Annotated in this window: 9 protein-coding genes and 1 tRNA gene; 9 read left to right on the forward strand and 1 reads right to left on the reverse strand. The window is 46.6% G+C overall.

Features of this window, described 5'->3' with window-relative positions; genetic code table 11:
* Positions 1–12: 12 nt before the first annotated feature.
* From ACTHMC_RS09345 to ACTHMC_RS09360, 4 genes are all read left to right on the forward strand, one after another.
* Positions 13–2,322, forward strand: a complete 2,310-nt coding sequence (locus tag ACTHMC_RS09345; RefSeq protein WP_440412796.1) for a Gldg family protein — start codon at positions 13–15, stop codon at positions 2,320–2,322.
* Between the two features lie 278 nt (positions 2,323–2,600).
* Positions 2,601–3,326: a DUF6577 family protein gene (locus tag ACTHMC_RS09350; protein WP_440412798.1), complete on the forward strand. Its 726-nt coding sequence runs from the start codon at positions 2,601–2,603 to the stop codon at positions 3,324–3,326.
* Complete coding sequence (locus ACTHMC_RS09355; protein WP_440412800.1) at positions 3,319–4,368, forward strand: nucleotidyl transferase AbiEii/AbiGii toxin family protein; 1,050 nt, start codon at positions 3,319–3,321, stop codon at positions 4,366–4,368. Before ACTHMC_RS09350 ends, ACTHMC_RS09355 begins: the two co-directional genes overlap by 8 nt.
* A 135-nt stretch (positions 4,369–4,503) precedes the next feature.
* A complete protein-coding gene (locus ACTHMC_RS09360) occupies positions 4,504–5,025 on the forward strand; it encodes a hypothetical protein (RefSeq protein ID WP_440412801.1) in 522 nt (173 codons plus the stop codon).
* A gap of 220 nt (positions 5,026–5,245) precedes the next feature.
* Here ACTHMC_RS09360 and ACTHMC_RS09365 read toward each other — a convergent pair.
* Positions 5,246–5,327 (reverse strand) — tRNA-Leu (locus ACTHMC_RS09365).
* A gap of 114 nt (positions 5,328–5,441) precedes the next feature.
* Between ACTHMC_RS09365 and ACTHMC_RS09370 the strand changes: the two genes are divergently transcribed.
* From ACTHMC_RS09370 to ACTHMC_RS09390, 5 genes are all read left to right on the forward strand, one after another.
* Positions 5,442–7,673, forward strand: coding sequence for a RelA/SpoT family protein (locus ACTHMC_RS09370; protein WP_440412803.1), 2,232 nt, complete (start codon positions 5,442–5,444; stop codon positions 7,671–7,673).
* Positions 7,674–8,051: 378 nt separating this feature from the next.
* A complete protein-coding gene (locus ACTHMC_RS09375; RefSeq protein ID WP_440412805.1) occupies positions 8,052–11,018 on the forward strand; it encodes a SusC/RagA family TonB-linked outer membrane protein in 2,967 nt (988 codons plus the stop codon).
* A 20-nt stretch (positions 11,019–11,038) separates the two neighbouring features.
* Entirely contained in the window at positions 11,039–12,346 is a 1,308-nt protein-coding gene (locus ACTHMC_RS09380) for a RagB/SusD family nutrient uptake outer membrane protein (RefSeq protein ID WP_440412807.1), read from the forward strand.
* 451 nt (positions 12,347–12,797) lie between these two features.
* Positions 12,798–15,743, forward strand: coding sequence for a SusC/RagA family TonB-linked outer membrane protein (locus ACTHMC_RS09385; RefSeq protein ID WP_440412808.1), 2,946 nt, complete (start codon positions 12,798–12,800; stop codon positions 15,741–15,743).
* A gap of 18 nt (positions 15,744–15,761) precedes the next feature.
* Complete coding sequence (locus tag ACTHMC_RS09390) at positions 15,762–17,084, forward strand: RagB/SusD family nutrient uptake outer membrane protein (RefSeq protein ID WP_440412809.1); 1,323 nt, start codon at positions 15,762–15,764, stop codon at positions 17,082–17,084.
* Positions 17,085–17,114 lie beyond the last annotated feature (30 nt).

Raw genomic sequence — 17,114 nt, forward strand, 5'->3', positions numbered from 1 at the left:
ATAAAGTTCAGAATGAAAATAATTATTAAAATCGCCAGGGCCGAGTGCAGGACCCTGTTCTTTTCGCCTGTTGCCTGGATCGTACTGGTAGTATTTTTCGTGATCACGGGCATTCAATTCCTGGACCCGCTGAAGGATCTTGCCAGGATGCAGGAACTTCAGATTGCGAATAATCCCGCCTGGATTGGTTTTACTGGCCCTCTGACCCTGAACTTATTCATGGTGTCCATCACTAAAATGTCCGATTATCTCTACCTGTTCATTCCCCTGATCACCATGGGTACAATCAACAGGGAAGTGAATGCCGGCACCATGAAGCTGCTGAGTTCTTCGCCGGTTAGCATCCGGGAAATAGTGCTGGGTAAGTTTTTAGGACTGACAGCATTCAATCTTGTTTTATTATCAGCCATTGCTTTGTTGTTTTTTACAGGATACCTCAGTATCCGGCATGCAGAATTGATATGGTATGGCTCCATGCTGCTGGGCTTTTTCTGTCTTTCCAGTACTTACATGGCCATCGGCCTTTTCATCTCCTGCCTTACCAGTTACCAGATTGTGGCAGGCATTGCTACATTCGTTGCCTTCCTGCTCATCAGTATGGTAGGCGGGTTCTACCAGGAATTTGATTTTGTAAGGGATCTTACCTGGTTCCTGTCTTTGTCTGGCAGAACGGAAAGCATGATTGCAGGACTCATTACCACGAGGGACGTATTTTATTTTATACTCGTAGTGATCCTTTTTCTGGGACTGGCAATGATCAACCTGAAAAGCAAACAGGAATCAAAGAAATGGACTGTCGCTTTTTCAAGGTATCTGGCATTGATAGTTGTAGTGTTGATGACCGGTTATTTCAGTTCCAGACCCGGGTATGTAGGATACCTGGATGTGACAAAGAATAAATTAAATACTATCGATACTGCTATGCAGTCAGTGCTCAAAGAACTTGATGGTTCGCCACTCACTGTTACATTGTATACCAACCTGCTCAACAGGGGAGCGGCCGATGGGTTGCCGGTAGCCAGGAACGGCTACGTGTGGGGCTTCTGGGACCCGTTTGTCCGATTCTATCCGAATATAAGGTTGAAGTATGAATACTATTACGATATCAAAAAAGGCGACAGCAGTTTATTTAAATCGATCCCTGGCAAGACTATCCACCAGATGGCTGCACAGTTCGCCAGGTTATTACAGGTTGATACTGCTGATTTCAGGAAGCCGGGAGAAATAAATACCATCACTGACCTGAGGAAAGAAGACACCTGGAGGCTGTTGATGGAATTTGAATACAAAGGAAAAAAGAGTTTCCTGAGGACCTATGATTCACCGGTATGGCCATCTCAGTCAAATGTGGCAGCAAGTATCAGAAGAGTGTCAGGGAACGGCATGCCCCGGGTGCTGTTTACTACCGGGCATTATGAAAGAAGCCCATGGAGGAATGGGGAAAGAGAATATGGAGGACATACGAACCAGCAGGAAAATAAAAAAGCCATGATCAATCTGGGCCTGGATGCGGATACAATTTCAATTCTTCAACATGAAATTCCAGATGGAACAGACCTGCTGGTGGTGGCCGATCCTAAATCGGATCTGGAGATAGCGGAAAGAAACAGGATTCAACAGCATATTGAGCAGGGAGGCAACACGCTTTTCTACGCAGAGCCTGGAAAGCAGCATGTGCTCAATTCAATGCTGATGGCAATTGGTATCCAGCTGGAAAATGGAAGACTGGTAATGCCTCGTTTGCATTATGCTAGTGATGTGTTTGTTGCCGGCCTGAATAAAAATAGCTTGTATATGTCGCGGGAGCCTTTGATGCAAATGTCACAACAATCAGGCATTCCTTTCGTAAACGGCACATTTGCGGGAAGCTGTTACATCAGTTTCAGAGATACACTGGGTTTCAGAGTGGAACCGATTATCCAGGTTGCCGGCAATAAAGGGATGTGGGTGGAGAACGGACTGTACGTGGCCGATTCCGCAAAGCCACAGTTTGATGCAGGTGATGTTCAGAAGGATGAATATGTATTGGGAGTACGGCTCACCCGCATGCTGAATGGGAAAGAGCAAAGGATAGTGGTACTGGGGGATGCTGATTTCATGTCCATGAACTATGGTTATGGAGGCGGTATTGCACTGGGTATCTACAGCTGGCTGGTGTATAACAGGTATCCGGTGTATGAAACATATATCAATCATCAGGATATTCGCCTTATTATCGGAAAGAACCTTGCGAAAGTTATATGGTATGGCTTCATCTATGTTATTCCGGGATTGATGTTGCTGACCGGAACAGTTATCCTGGTTAGAAGAAAAAGAAAATAAACAAGTACATAAAAAAGTATAGCCATGAATTATGTCTGAGTTGAGTCGTTTTCCAATAAACCAGGTATAGCTATGAAAAAAGGGTGTCAAATTATTTTGGCACCCTTTTCGTGTCCGCACAGAGGGAATTTAAGCGAACCCCTATGATATTCAATTGTAGAGTACCCACTCTTTTATATTTGCCTGGTAATTGTCAAAAAATGAGAAATTTGACAAAAAGTAGTAGCATTGTTGGCTAATTGTTGTCAAAAAAGTTTAGATTTGACGAAAAGTAGATAATGGAAGAATGGATGGCTGTTGTGCAGGGACATTTTAAAGACAGAGATACTTTTAGCAGAAGTGAGCTGTGGGCTATGCTCCGTAGAATGCTACCCGACCAGGCGGATAGTAGTATTGCTTGGCGCATATTTGCTCTTAAGGATAAAGGTATTATAACCAATGCCGCCAGAGGGGTATATAGGTTGAATAAGAAGAAGGATTTTGCTCCTCCAATTTCTGACGATCTAATCAAACTCATGGATGTTGTAAAATCAGCCTTTCCATATGCGGAGCAATGTATTTCAGATACAGCTTGGTTCAACGATCTGATGGTTCATCAGGTACTAAAAACAATGATCATACTGGAAGTGGAAAAGGATGCTGCCTTATCCGTTTTCAGCCTGTTAGTTGAGCAAGGTAAAAACGTTTTTTATGAACCGGATTTAAAAACTCGGGAATACTACATACAGGTTGTCGTAAGACCTATTATTATTAAGCAAATGATCAGCCAGGCACCTTTGAATAAAGGATCGAATGCTACTATACCCCGGCTTGAAAAGCTACTGGTTGACCTTGTAGCGGAACATGACCTGTACAATGCTCAACAAAGTGAGCTTGGGGGCATATATGAAAACGCCCAGAGAAGATACAATATTAACGAGAGTAGTTTACTTCGTTATGCAGGTAGAAGAAACCGCAGGCAGGAGGTAGAAAACTTATATAAAAATATTCCGAAGAATGATTGACAAAGTTTCTTACACAAAAGAATGGATTATTGAAAAAACAGGATCAATTGATAAGGCGACAGACCCCAAATTGATGGAAAAAGTAATTCGTGCCTTTGGATTACTTGAGCAGTTGACGCTTATGCGACTTCCGATCGTATTCAAGGGTGGAACATCTCTATTATTACATGCCGGTTCCAATCCGCAGCGTTATTCCATTGACATAGATATTATCAGTGAGTGTGCACCGCAGGAAATTCCTCCCGTTCTGAACAAGATCGTTGAAAATGGAGAATTTACGAGATGGCAAGATGATAATCAACGAACGAGTACAACAAAGGCTCCCATTGGTCATTACAAACTTTATTACAACAGTGCAGTAGAGGAAGGTGCAGAAGAATATGTGCTGTTAGACGTTCTTTTTGCAAAGGCAACTTATGCGTTTGTTCAGGGGCATCCAATCAGCCATCCCTGGCTTGCTACTCAGGACCAACCGTCTTTGGTACTAATGCCGGATATGTCTTCTCTAATGGGTGATAAGCTTACTGCTTTTGCTCCCAATACTATTGGAATCTTATACACTAAAAAGCGTCACACTGAGATCATGAAACAATTATTCGATCTGGGATTCCTGTTTCAACATTTGAACGACCTCAGCAATGTGCGTGAGTCTTACGTATTGACAGCAACAACTGAAATAGCTAACAGGGGACTTGATATAACATGGCAAGACACGCTAAAGGATAGTTTCGATACCTGCCTGCTCATCACAAACAGAGATGAAAAAGACGAAAAATTTATATGGCTGCTGGAAGGCAATAAGAGGTTGATTAATTTCATCTTGCGTACTTATTCGCTTGATCATGCCATTGTTGCGGCAGCAAAAACAGCATATCTAATTCAGCTGATTAGAAATAGTCATGAAGTTTGGCAGCAATACACCGGCCCAGAGCAGGTGAGGGACCTTCTAGTGGATCATTCTGTATCTCCTAAAATTCAGAAACTTAAGAAATCAAACCCAGAGGCGTTCTTTTATTGGTATCATGCGTTAGCACTTAAATAAAAAGCGCATAATTTAATTCGCCCATCTGACTGCATATCAGAAATTTTTCGTTCAAATTCCTTTAAATGGTAATGCTGTTCCTGGATATGATGAAAAAAATTTGAAATGATTTCCGAAAGTAAATCGCGTTAAATTATGAAAATGAAATTTTATCGGTTATCAATCATCTTAATTGTTGCGTTAGGTTTTAAATGCAATACTTCCAGTAAAATGATTAATTCGTATAGTGTAATACGTAATAATTACTTTTCCAGGGCGTATAATTTACCTGTGAGGGACACAAACAAGGTCAATAAAGATTTGTATGAAGGTATCTTTCATAAAATCAGTTTTGAGAATGAGGCAAAGTGCTTGCTTATGAAGGTTTATGCAGAAGGTAGGGTGTCCGAGGAGTATGGTTTATATGATTACATGAACAGCAATTATTATTTTACATCTATTGCGAATAAGAATTTATTTCATTTTGAGCGCTTAGATACCAGTAAGCATGTTGATATGTATCGTACATTAAAGAAGTTTGTCAATCAACATGAGTTGCTACAACATCAAGTTGATCAACCGGGTACAAGTTTGTTGGATGGTGCTAGTTTTGAAGCAAGTTTAATTCAGGTTGACAGTATCAAGAAAGAAATAGTAGTCAAATCTTATCATTGGTAGTTCAGTGCAGCAACGGCAGCAATAGCCAATTCAAAGCATTTATCGTTGTAACTGATCAAGCTATAAAGATATTTTGGTTTATTTGATGACTCAAGTGTCGGATAGTTTCAATTGACATTCTTCGGGAAATCAATTAACCTTCGTAACACTTTCACCTACACGCACTTTTACCCAATAAAAAAAGGGACTTTTATTCAAAGTCCCTTCGTCCATCAAAAAGTCCGCACGGAGGGACTCGAACCCCCACGGATCGCTCCACCAGATCCTAAGTCTGGCGCGGCTACCAATTACGCCACGTGCGGAAAAATTCCCTAAATTCCACTTCAAATCTCCTCATAACCGTTTCAGGGACAGCAAATGTAGGGGATTTGACCCATATCTGGAAAAACGCCCTATTATTCGTAAATTCGTACGTTATGGCAGAAACAGCAGCGATACCGAAGTACAACCTCAATGACGAACAGGAGAAGAAGCTGATCCTTAGGGAATACCGTGCCTTGCTCAGAGCCCTTAAGCCCAAACTCAAACCCGGTGATAAAGAATTACTGCGCACCGCCTTTGAAATGGCCGCAGAAGCACATAAGACCATGCGCCGCAAAAGCGGTGAGCCCTATATCCTCCACCCGCTGGCAGTGGCCCGCATCTGCGTGGAAGAGATAGGCCTCGGCGTCCGCTCCACCATCTGCGCCCTCCTGCACGATACCGTGGAAGATACCGATATCTCCCTCGAAGACATAGAACGCGAATTCGGCAGCGAGATCGCCCGAATCGTGGACGGGCTCACCAAGATCTCCAACGTCATAGACGTTAACGCCTCCCAGCAGGCAGAGAACTTCAAAAAGATCCTGCTCACCCTCACCGATGATCCCCGCGTGATCCTCATCAAACTATCGGACAGGCTGCACAATATGCGTACCCTCGATAGTATGAAACGCGAAAAACAACTCAAGATCGCCTCCGAAACCGTTTACGTGTACGCGCCCCTCGCACACCGCATGGGCCTCTACAATATCAAAACGGAAATGGAAGACCTGAGTATGAAATACCTGGAGCCCGTTGAGTACAAAGAGATCGCCCGCAAGCTTGCCGAAACAAAACGCGAACGCTCCCGCTATATCAATGAATTCATCAAGCCGATCAACCAGAAGCTGGAGCAGACCAACTTCGAGTTCGAACTCTATGGCCGGCCCAAAAGCATACATTCCATCTGGAATAAGATGAAGAAAAAGGCCGTGGAGTTTGAAGAAGTATACGACCTCTTCGCCATCCGCGTGATCCTCAATGTTCCCCAGGAAACAGAAAAAGAAGCCTGCTGGAAAGTATACTCCTTCATTACCGATGAATATACTCCCGCCCCCGAAAGACTCAGGGACTGGCTTTCCAATCCCAAATCCAACGGTTATGAAGCCCTCCACACCACTGTGATGGGACCCCAGGGTAAATGGGTGGAAGTGCAGATCCGCACCAAACGTATGAACGAGATCGCGGAGAAAGGCCTCGCCGCCCACTGGAAATACAAAGAAGGAGCAACCGACGAAAGTCGCTTCGACAAATGGTTCCAGCAGATCCGCGAAGTGCTCAATGATAAAGACAATGACAGTATCGACTTCCTCCAGGATTTCAAGACCAGTTTCCTGGCCGAAGAAATATATGTATACACACCGAAAGGGGATGTGAAAATGCTGCCCGTCAATTCCACGGCACTTGACTTTGCATTCGCTATCCACAGTATGGTGGGATCACAGTGTATCGGCGCGAAAGTGAACCACAAACTGGTCCCCATCAGCCACAAGCTGCGCAGCGGAGACCAGGTGGAGATCATCACTTCCGCCAAACAGAAACCCAATGAAGACTGGCTGAACATAGTGGTTACCGCCAAAGCCAGGAGCAAGGTCAAGGATGCACTGAAAGAAGAAAAAAGAAAAGTAGCCGACGAAGGCAAGTACACGCTTCAACGAAAACTGGAGAATATGGGCGCGGCATTCAATCAGCACAACGCTGATGTGCTCACCGTCTTCTACAAACTGCCCTCTCCACTTGATTTATACTATCAGATCTCCATCAAACAGATAGATCTGAAGGAACTGAAAGAGTTCCAGGTACTGGGCGATAAACTCGAGCCGCCCAAGCCCGTTAAACCTGTTGAACAAAAACAGGAACATGCCAATACCAAACCAAGTAAGGAAACCGAGCTCATCATCTTCGGCGAAAGCAGTGACAAGATCGTGTACACGCTCGCCAATTGCTGCAAGCCCATTCCCGGTGACGACGTATTCGGTTTTGTAACCACCGGTAAAGGCCTCACCATTCACCGTACCAACTGCCCCAATGCCACCAAGCTGCTCAGCAATTACGGACACCGTATCGTAAAAACAAAATGGGCGAAGAACAAAGAGATCTCCTTCCTCACCGGTCTCAAGATCGTTGGTCTTGACGACGTAGGCGTGATCCATAAGATCACCAACCTCATCTCCGGTGAATTGAAGATCAATATCGCCGCCATGACCATCGAAGCCAAGGAAGGCCTCTTCCACGGTAACGTACGGGTATATGTACACGATAAGGAAGAACTTGAAGAGCTGGTGGACAGGCTGAAAAGATTACCAGGCATCGAAACCGTTGACAGGTACGATACAGACGCTTTGTAACAGAAAAACTTTCTGATAATTCTCTGATTTCTTCCGCAATTACTGCGAAAAATGGCGCTTCAAAATCGAGGCGCCGTTTTTTCTATCTGACCTGCTGAATTCGATACATGAGTAACAGTCGATTCTTTTGGTGGGCTTGTCTTTATATATACCTTAGCCCTGCATTTTAAAACCAGGACCAAGACGAATTTAAAACATATTCGATCAACCAAAACTGTTACTGTATGAGAACTGCTAAACCATACCTGTTCTGATAAATCCTCACGCCCAGAATTACTACTGAACTATAACTACTATTCACAGAACTGTTCGCTCAGGCATTACTGCTATGCCTGAACAGGGATCTATTTTCAAAATCAAAACAAAAAGTACACGAACATGAGACATCTGCTCAGACAAGCAGTGCTTGTTATCCTTTGTGTTGCGTTACCGGCAGTGCTGTTGGCACAGGTGAACGTAACCGGTACTGTAACGGATGCCAAAAGCAATCCGCTGCAAGGCGTATCCGTTAAAGTCAGGAACACAAGTATTGGAACCGCTACCGATGCTAACGGAAAATTCACCATCTCCGTTCCTAAAGTTGGCGCCACCCTTGAATTCTCTTCCGTTGGATTCAAAACTCAAAACATCCAGGCCAGTGGAAACGGTCCTGTCAACATTACCATGTCAGAAGATGTAGGCAGACTGGATGAAGTAGTAGTTACCGGTCTTGCCACCAGTGTTAAAAGAAGAAACCTGGCAAATGCCGTTGTAAGTATTTCCAGTAAAGACCTTGCAGGTACCGCTCCCGCACAAACGCTGGACGCAGCACTAAACGGTAAGGTACCAGGTGCATTGATCAATGCCAACTCCGGTGCGCCCGGTGGTGGTGTTTCTGTAAAACTGCGTGGTGTTACTTCTGTATTTGGTAATACCCAACCACTGTTTGTAGTGGATGGTGTTTTTATGGATAACTCCAGTATTTCCACTGGTCTGAATGCCGTTACCAATGCAAGCACAGGCGGTGGCGTAACCGGGTCACAGGACAATGCCTCCAGCCGCGTGGCAGATCTCCGTGCAGAAGACATCGAGAACCTCGAGATCCTCAAAGGAGCTTCTGCAGCTGCTATTTATGGTTCCAAAGCTGCCGCAGGTGTAGTGATCATCACTACCAAACGCGGTAAATCAGGAAAAACCAGGTTGAGCTTTGCCCAGGACATCGGATTCCTTAAAGCCTCCAAGCTTCTCGGTCAACGGGAATGGAATGAAGAAAGAGCTGCATCCCTTGGTGGACGCGATGTTCCCGCTAATGCAGCGGCGCGCGCAGCAAGAAGAGCTGAATATATTGCCGCACGCGATGCCGGTAAGATCTATGATTACGAGAAAGAGCTCTATGGCGAAACCGGGCTCACCCGTAATACCATGGTGAGCCTCGTAGGCGGAAATGATAAGACCAGCTTTTATATTTCCGCAGGCCTTAAAGATGAACAGGGAATTATCAAAAGAACAGGATACGGCAGTAAGAGCATTCGTCTCAATGTTGACCACCGTATCACAGACAATATCAAAGTAGGGGTTTCCTCCACTTATCTCAATACAACATCAGACCGCGGTCTGACCAATAATGATAATAACTCCGTTACGCACGGCGTGGGATTGTTGAACACACCCAATTTTACAGAGCTGCACCCGAATGAACTGGGCATTTATCCAATTAACAGGTATGTTTCATCAAATATGTTGCATACCAGGGATGTGATGTCTAACAATGAAACTGTTAACCGCTTCATGACAGGTATCAACCTGGAAGCCATTCTTCAGAAATCAGATGCATCTGTAACCAGGTTCATCGCCAGAGGAGGATTTGATTACTACACCCAGGCTTCCCTGGCGCATTTCCCCGGTGAGCTGCAATTCCAGGCAGTGGCGCAAGGTACTTCAGCGCAGGGTACTGCCAGGAACCTGAACCACAACTTCATTTTGTCCCTGGTGAACAATTATACACCATCCGATAATTTCAACCTGGCCTCTTCTATCGGAATGACACAGGAGAACAGGGACTACAACAGTGTTCTGAATGTGGCTACAAGGTTGGTGGCTGGTCAAACCAATGTAAACCAGTCAAGCGCGCTCACTGTATTGCAGGTGCGTGACAAATGGCAGGACAATGGTCTTTATATCCAGGAAGAAGCTACCATCATGGATGCCATTACCCTCACCGGTGGTGTGCGTTTCGACCGCTCTTCCAATAATGGCGATTTCGAGAAGTTCTACATCTATCCTAAAGCAGGTATGAGCTTCAACCTGACCAGGATGAACCTGGTGAATGCCAGCTTCCTGGATAACCTGAAGATCCGTGCTGCTTTTGGCCAGGCAGGTAACTTTCCTGCATCCGGAAGCAGGTTCACACTGATGAGCATTTTCAATATCGGTGGCAATACTGGTCTGCTTCCTTCCACACAACGCGGAAGGCCGGATATTGGTGCTGAAAGAACATCCGAACTGGAAGCCGGTATAGACGTAAGCTTATTTGGTGGTAAAGTGAACCTGGAGATGACCGCATATCAAAAGAAGATCAACGACTTCCTCCTGTTACGTCCCTTAGCTGGTTCCAGCGGTTATTCCACTGAATGGCTGAATGCCGGTGATATCCGCAACCGCGGCGTGGAATTGAGTCTGAATACACAACCTGTTTCAACCAGGGATTTCAAATGGAGCTCAACCGTTAACTACTGGTTCAACCGTTCAGAAGTTACAAGGCTCTCCATTCCATCCGTAGTAATAGGAGCATTCGGTATCAACTATGGTTCCTTCAGGATCGAAGAAGGTAAACCTGTTACCCAGATCATCGGCAGAATGGGATCAAACACTGTCATCGAAAAAGTAGGTGACACTGAGCCTGATTTCCAGATGAACTTCTGGAATGAATTCTCTTTCAAAAAGAATTTCAGTCTCCGCTTCCTCATGCATTGGAAAAAAGGTGGTGATAACGTGAACCTCAGCCAGCTGTTGAGCGACGGGGCAGGTATTACTGCTGATTATGATGAACCCAACAAGGAAGGTATTGGCAAAGGTGCTGCACGTCTTGCCAGGAACGGTGCAAGATATGCTGATGCCTATGTGCAGGACGCCAGTTATGTACGTATCCGTGAGGTAGCAGTTTATTATACCTTCTCCAAACTGCCAACATCTGTGATCAGAGGTCTGCGCATTGGAGTGTCTGCCAACAATTTCTTCACCTTCACAAAGTACAGTGGCTATGATCCGGAAGTATCCAACTTCGGAACCGGCTTCTCTACCAACGTGGATGTTGCTCCATTCCCTGCGTCCAAACGTGCTACTTTCCACCTCACAGTTGATTTCTAAACGATAAAAAAGAGATTAAAATGAAAAGATCATTCATCATATTCATGTCTGCCGGAATGCTGTTGACCGGCTCCCTTTCTTCCTGTAAAAAGGAGATCGGCAGCCTCAATGGCGCCAGCGTGGACGAAATTTCCGCCAACCCAACGCGCTTTGAGCTCAATAACCTGGTGGTGGGGTCTGAAGCAGGTATGAGAAACCAGATTGCCACTTATCTCGATGCCGTTAGTGTATTGGGACGCGAGATGTACCGGTTTTCTGCGGCTGATCCCAGGTTCACTACCGAACTGCTGGGAAAAGACGCCCTTGGCCTCGATAACAGCGCATTCTACATTGCCAACCCATGGAATGCACGTTACCGGGTTGTGAAGAACTGTAATATCATCATCTCCGGTGCCAACAACAGCACTTTTATCAGCGCCAACCAGAAAAAAGGATATATCGGTTTTGCCAAAACCATCAAAGCCTATCAACTGCTGATGAACCTGAACCTGACTGAAAACAATGGTGTTAGGGTAGATGTGGCAGACCCCGGTAATATCGGACCATTCCTCAATTACGAACAGTCACTTACCGAGATCGCCAAATTGCTGGATGAAGGTAAAACTGAACTGACAGGAGCTGAATTGGCGTTCAACATGTCTCCGGGTTTTGATAATAATGGCGGAGGGATTTTGAATTTCAACCGCGCCATTGCTGCCCGTGTAGAAGCTTACAGAAAAAACTGGGCTGCTGTGCTGGATGCGCTGGATGAATCCTTTTTTGATATCGATGGTAATCTCAATCACGGGTTCTACCACACATTCTCCACCGGCCCCAACGATCAAACCAATCCTAATTTCTCGGATACCGTCAGTACCGGTGAATTAAGGATGGCACATCCCTCGTACATCACTGATCTCAATAATTACAATCCCAATGATGACCGTAAGAATAAAGTGTATCTCCGTGATGCACAGACTTCCGATGGTCTCTCCAGTTCATACAATATGTGGGTGTTCACTACAAACACTTCACCTATGTCCATCATCCGCCAGGAAGAGCTGATCCTGCTCTATGCAGAAGCAAAAGCCAACCTGGATGAATTTGATGATGCTGCAGATGCCATCGACCGCATCCGTACTGCACATGGAGGTGTTGCTTACTCCGGAGATCTCAATAAAACCGCACTCATAGATGAAGTGCTCTTCCAGAGAAGGTTCTCCCTGCTCTTTGAAGGTCACAGATGGGTGGATGCCCGGCGCTATAACAAACTGAATACTTTGCCGAAAGACCGTGCCGCCGACGATGTTTTTGAACGCATGCCCAGACCCCTCACTGAAGGTCAATAGTTTAACCCCCTAAGCACTATTACTGCTGCCCTGGCTCTTTTGAGCCGGGGCTTTTTTATGGCGGCAACGCTGAAGTTTTATATGCGGGAAACCGCGTCAGTTGAATGCATGCATTCTTTTGCCCTTCTTCTCTTTTTTAATATATTAGCTACTCATACGCTAATTCAGTCGGTTCAGTAACTAAAATCTACAGTGCAGCATCACGCTCCGTTTTCTTGTCTGACTGTGAGATCCTTTTAAAACACATTCGATCATCCAAAAAAAACCTTTCCACATGAGACCTTTACATGCGATAGACTCCTGTTAGACTTAGCGCTTTCTCTCTTTTCTCAGACCCCCATCTCGCAAACCCCTTTCCGTATACCTGTGCGTATTCACCTCAGGCAGGGCTTTCTATGCCTGCATGTGGATCCTTTTTTAAAACACATTAAAAAACAAAAGTTACACCAACATGAGACATCTGCTCAAACACGCAGTGCTTGCCATCATCTGTTTGGCACTGCCAACGCTGCTATTGGCTCAGGTCAGCGTTTCGGGTACCGTAACGGATGCAAGCAACAATCCTTTACAGGGCGTATCTGTCAGGGTTAAGAACTCTAACGTAGGTACATCCACTGATGTATCCGGAAGATTTACACTCACCATTCCTTCCGCCGGCGCCACGCTGGAATTCACTTCAGTAGGTTTCAAAACACAAACCATTCAGGCCATATCAGGAACTCCCATCTCCATCCGCATGGCGGAAGATGTGGGAAGACTGGATGAAGTGGTGGTTACCGGTCTGGCTACCAGCGTAAAAAGAAGGAACCTCGCCAATGCCGTTGCCACTATCTCAAGCAAAGACCTCACAGGTACCGCACCTGCACAAACATTCGATGCCGCATTGAATGGTAAAGTGCCCGGCGCACTCATCAATGCCAACTCCGGTGCACCCGGTGGTGGCATCTCTGTAAAGCTCCGTGGCGTTACCTCCGTTTTCGGAAATACTCAACCACTGTTTGTGGTGGATGGCGTGTTCATTGATAATACATCCACTCCCGCAGGTCTGAATACCGTCACCGCTGCTGCACGTGGCGGCTCCGCCTCCAACCAGGATAACCCTTCCAGCCGCGTGGCTGATATCCGCGCAGAAGATATCGAGAACATCGAGATCCTGAAAGGCGCCTCCGCCGCTGCTATCTATGGCTCCAAAGCCGCCGCAGGTGTGGTTATCATCACTACCAAACGCGGTAAATCAGGAAAAACAAAAGTGACCCTTTCACAGGACCTCGGTTTTGTGAAAGCAAGAAAACTGTTAGGAACAAGAACCTGGACTGAAGAAAGAGCCGAAGCACTTGGTGGTAACGATCCCGCTGCACGCGCTGCCCGTAAAGCTGAATTCATCGCAGCACGCGATGCAGGCAAGCTCTACGATTATGAAAAGGAAATGTATGGCGAAACAGGTCTCACACGTAATACTATTCTCAGCCTTGTTGGAGGTAATGAAAAGACCAGCTTCTTCATTTCAGGCGGCCTGAAAGATGAAGAAGGCATCATCAAAAGGACCGGTTACACCAACAAAACATTACGCGTGAACGTAGATCATCGCATTACCGATAATATCAAAGTAGGCGTATCATCTACCTATATCAATTCATATGCAGACCGCGGTCTCACCAATAACGATAACAACTCGGTGAGCTTTGGTGTGGCTCTCTCCACCACACCCAGCTTCGCAGAACTGCATCCTACCGAGCTTGGTTATCCGAATAACCGTTTCAGCGCTTCCAACCCCCTGCAGACAAGAGACCTGATGAGTAATGCTGAACAGGTCAACCGCTTCATGACCGGTATCAACCTGGATGCCATCTTCCAGAAATCATCTGCATCAACCACCCGTTTCATTGCCCGTGGCGGTTTTGATTTTTATAACCTTAAAACCAATGCGCTCTTCCCCAATGCCCTGCAGTTCCAGCAGACGGCACAGGGTACATCAGTGCAGGGTTTCGCCAAGAGCCTCAATTATAACGTGATCCTCTCGCTGGTGAACAACTTTACACCAAACGATAATTTCAACCTCACTTCCTCCGCCGGTATTACGCAGGAGAACGGGGATTTCGATAATATCCTGAATGTGGCTACCAAGCTGGTTGCCGGACAACCAAACGTAGATCAGTCCAGCGCCCTCACTGCCACACAACTCAGGAATAAATTCCAGGACAATGGCATCTTCATCCAGGAAGAAGCTACACTTATGGATGCCATCACGCTTACCGGTGGTATCCGATTCGACCGTTCTTCCAACAACGGCGATCCCGGTAAATTCTATCTCTATCCCAAAGCAGGGGTGAGCTGGAACCTCACAAGGATGGACTTCTTCAGGAGCAGTGTTTTCGATAACCTCAAGATCCGCGCTGCTTACGGGCAGGCGGGAAACTTCCCTGCCTTCGGAAGTAAATTCACGCTGATGAGCATTTTCAACATCGATGGAAATACAGGCTTGCTGCCTGCTACACTCCGGGGACGTACGGATATCGCACCTGAAAGAACTTCGGAACTGGAAGGCGGTTTTGATGTGAGCATGCTCGGCGGAAAGCTCAACCTGGAATTCACCATGTATGAAAAAAAGATCACGGACTTCCTGCTGCAACGCCCTGTTGCCGGTTCTTCCGGGTATACATTTGAATTTGTGAATGCAGGTAACCTCCGCAACCGCGGTATGGAAATAAGCCTGAATGCACAACCTGTAAACAACAAAACCTTCAGATGGAATACCACTGCCAATTTCTGGTTCAACCGTTCAAGGGTTACCAAACTGCTGATCGATCCTGTTGAGCTCGGCGTATTCGGACCTACACTGGGTACTTTCAAAATTGAAGAAGGCGCCTCAGCCACGCAGATCGTAGGAACAACAGGCGATGGCCCTACTGTAATTGTGGGTAATTCAGAGCCCGACTTCCAGATGAATTTCTGGAACGAAATCAGCTTCCTGAAAAATTTCACTTTCCGCTTTTTATTGCACTGGAAAAATGGAGGCGATAACGTGAACCTCAGCGAACTGCTCACCGATCTCGGCCGCACTTCTCATGATTATGATGAACCCGATAAGGACAACCTCACCAAGGGACCTGCCCGGCTGGCCAGGTTTGGCGCTGGTTATGCAGATGTGTTTGTACAGGATGCCAGCTATCTCCGTCTCCGTGAAGTGGCGCTGTATTATAACTTCAGCAAGCCACCCACATCCTGGATCAAAGGATTGCGCATTGGTGTGTCTGCCAATAATATCCTCACTGCTACAAAGTACAGGGGATACGATCCTGAAGTGTCCAACTTCGGAACAGGCTTTTCCACCAACGTGGATGTAATGCCTTTCCCTGCATCAAAACGTGCAACCTTCCACATTGCAGTAGATTTCTAAACGAAAAAAATGAGTATTATGAAAAAAACATTCATCATATTTCTCTCTTCCGGTCTGCTGGTGGCGGGTTTGTTCACCAGTTGCAAGAAGGAGATCGGTAGTTTGAACGGCCCGAGCGCCGATGACCTGATCAAGAATCCTACCCGCTTTGAATTGAACAACCTGGTGGTGGGAACCGAATCCGGTATGCGGAACAACCTTGATTTCTATCTCGACGCTACCGGTATGATCGGTCGTGAAATGTACCGTTTTGCAGGCTCCGAGCCGCGTTATACGGGCGACCTGCTGGGTAAGGACAATGCCCAGCCTAATAACAATACTTTCTATCTCACCAATTCCTGGAACAGCCGTTACAGGGTAGTGAAGAATTGCAACCTGCTCATTCAGGGCGCTGCCAATTCCACCTCCATCACGGCCGAACAGAAAAAGGGATATGCCGGCTTTGCAAAAACCATCAAGGCATATGAGCTGCTGCTCAATCTGAACCTCACTTACACCAATGGTGTGAGGATTGAAGTGGCGGATCCCAATAATCCCGGGCCCTTCCTGGGGTACGACGAATCCCTGACGGCCATCGCCAACCTGCTGGATGAAGGAAAAACGGATCTCACCGGATCCGAGATCCTCTTCACGCTTTCCGATGGTTTTGCGCTGGCAAAGAACGGTTCTGCGGTAACTGCAGCAGGGCTGCTCAGGTTCAACAGGGCCCTGGCTGCCCGCGTGGCCGTGTACAGAAAACAATGGGGACCTGCGCTCACGGCGCTGAATGAATCCTTCTTTGGCCTGAACGATGATCTCACCGACGGTTTCTACCATGTTTATTCAACGGGGCCCAATGACCAGACCAACCTGGCATTCTTCCCTCAGAACAATACGGGTGAGGTGAGGCTGGCGCATCCTTCGTACGTGGCAGATATCACGCCGGGAGATGACCGGATCGGTAAGGCTACCCTGCGGACTGAGGCGGCTTCCTTTGATGAGCTCACCAGTAACCGGGATGTTTGGGTGTATACCTCCAACCTGGCGCCGATGCCCATCATCAGGCAGGAAGAGCTGATCCTGATCTATGCAGAGGCAAAGGCCCAGCTGGAGCAGTTACCGGATGCCATTACAGCCATCAACAGGATCAGGGGCGAGCACAATCTGACACCGTACGCAGGTGCTGTTTCCAAAGAGGCGCTGATCACGGAAAATCTTCGCCAAAGGAGGTTCTCCCTGTACTTTGAGGGCCACCGCTGGGTGGATATGAGGAGATATGGCAGGCTGAATGAACTGCCGAAAGACCGGCCCACGGACGACGTATTCGATAAAATGCCCAGGCCGCAGACGGAGGGCCAATAGATCAGCGGAAAAGCTTATATATCGGGGAGC

The organism is Pseudobacter sp. (assembly GCF_051955275.1).
Taxonomy (GTDB): Bacteria; Bacteroidota; Bacteroidia; order Chitinophagales; family Chitinophagaceae; genus Pseudobacter.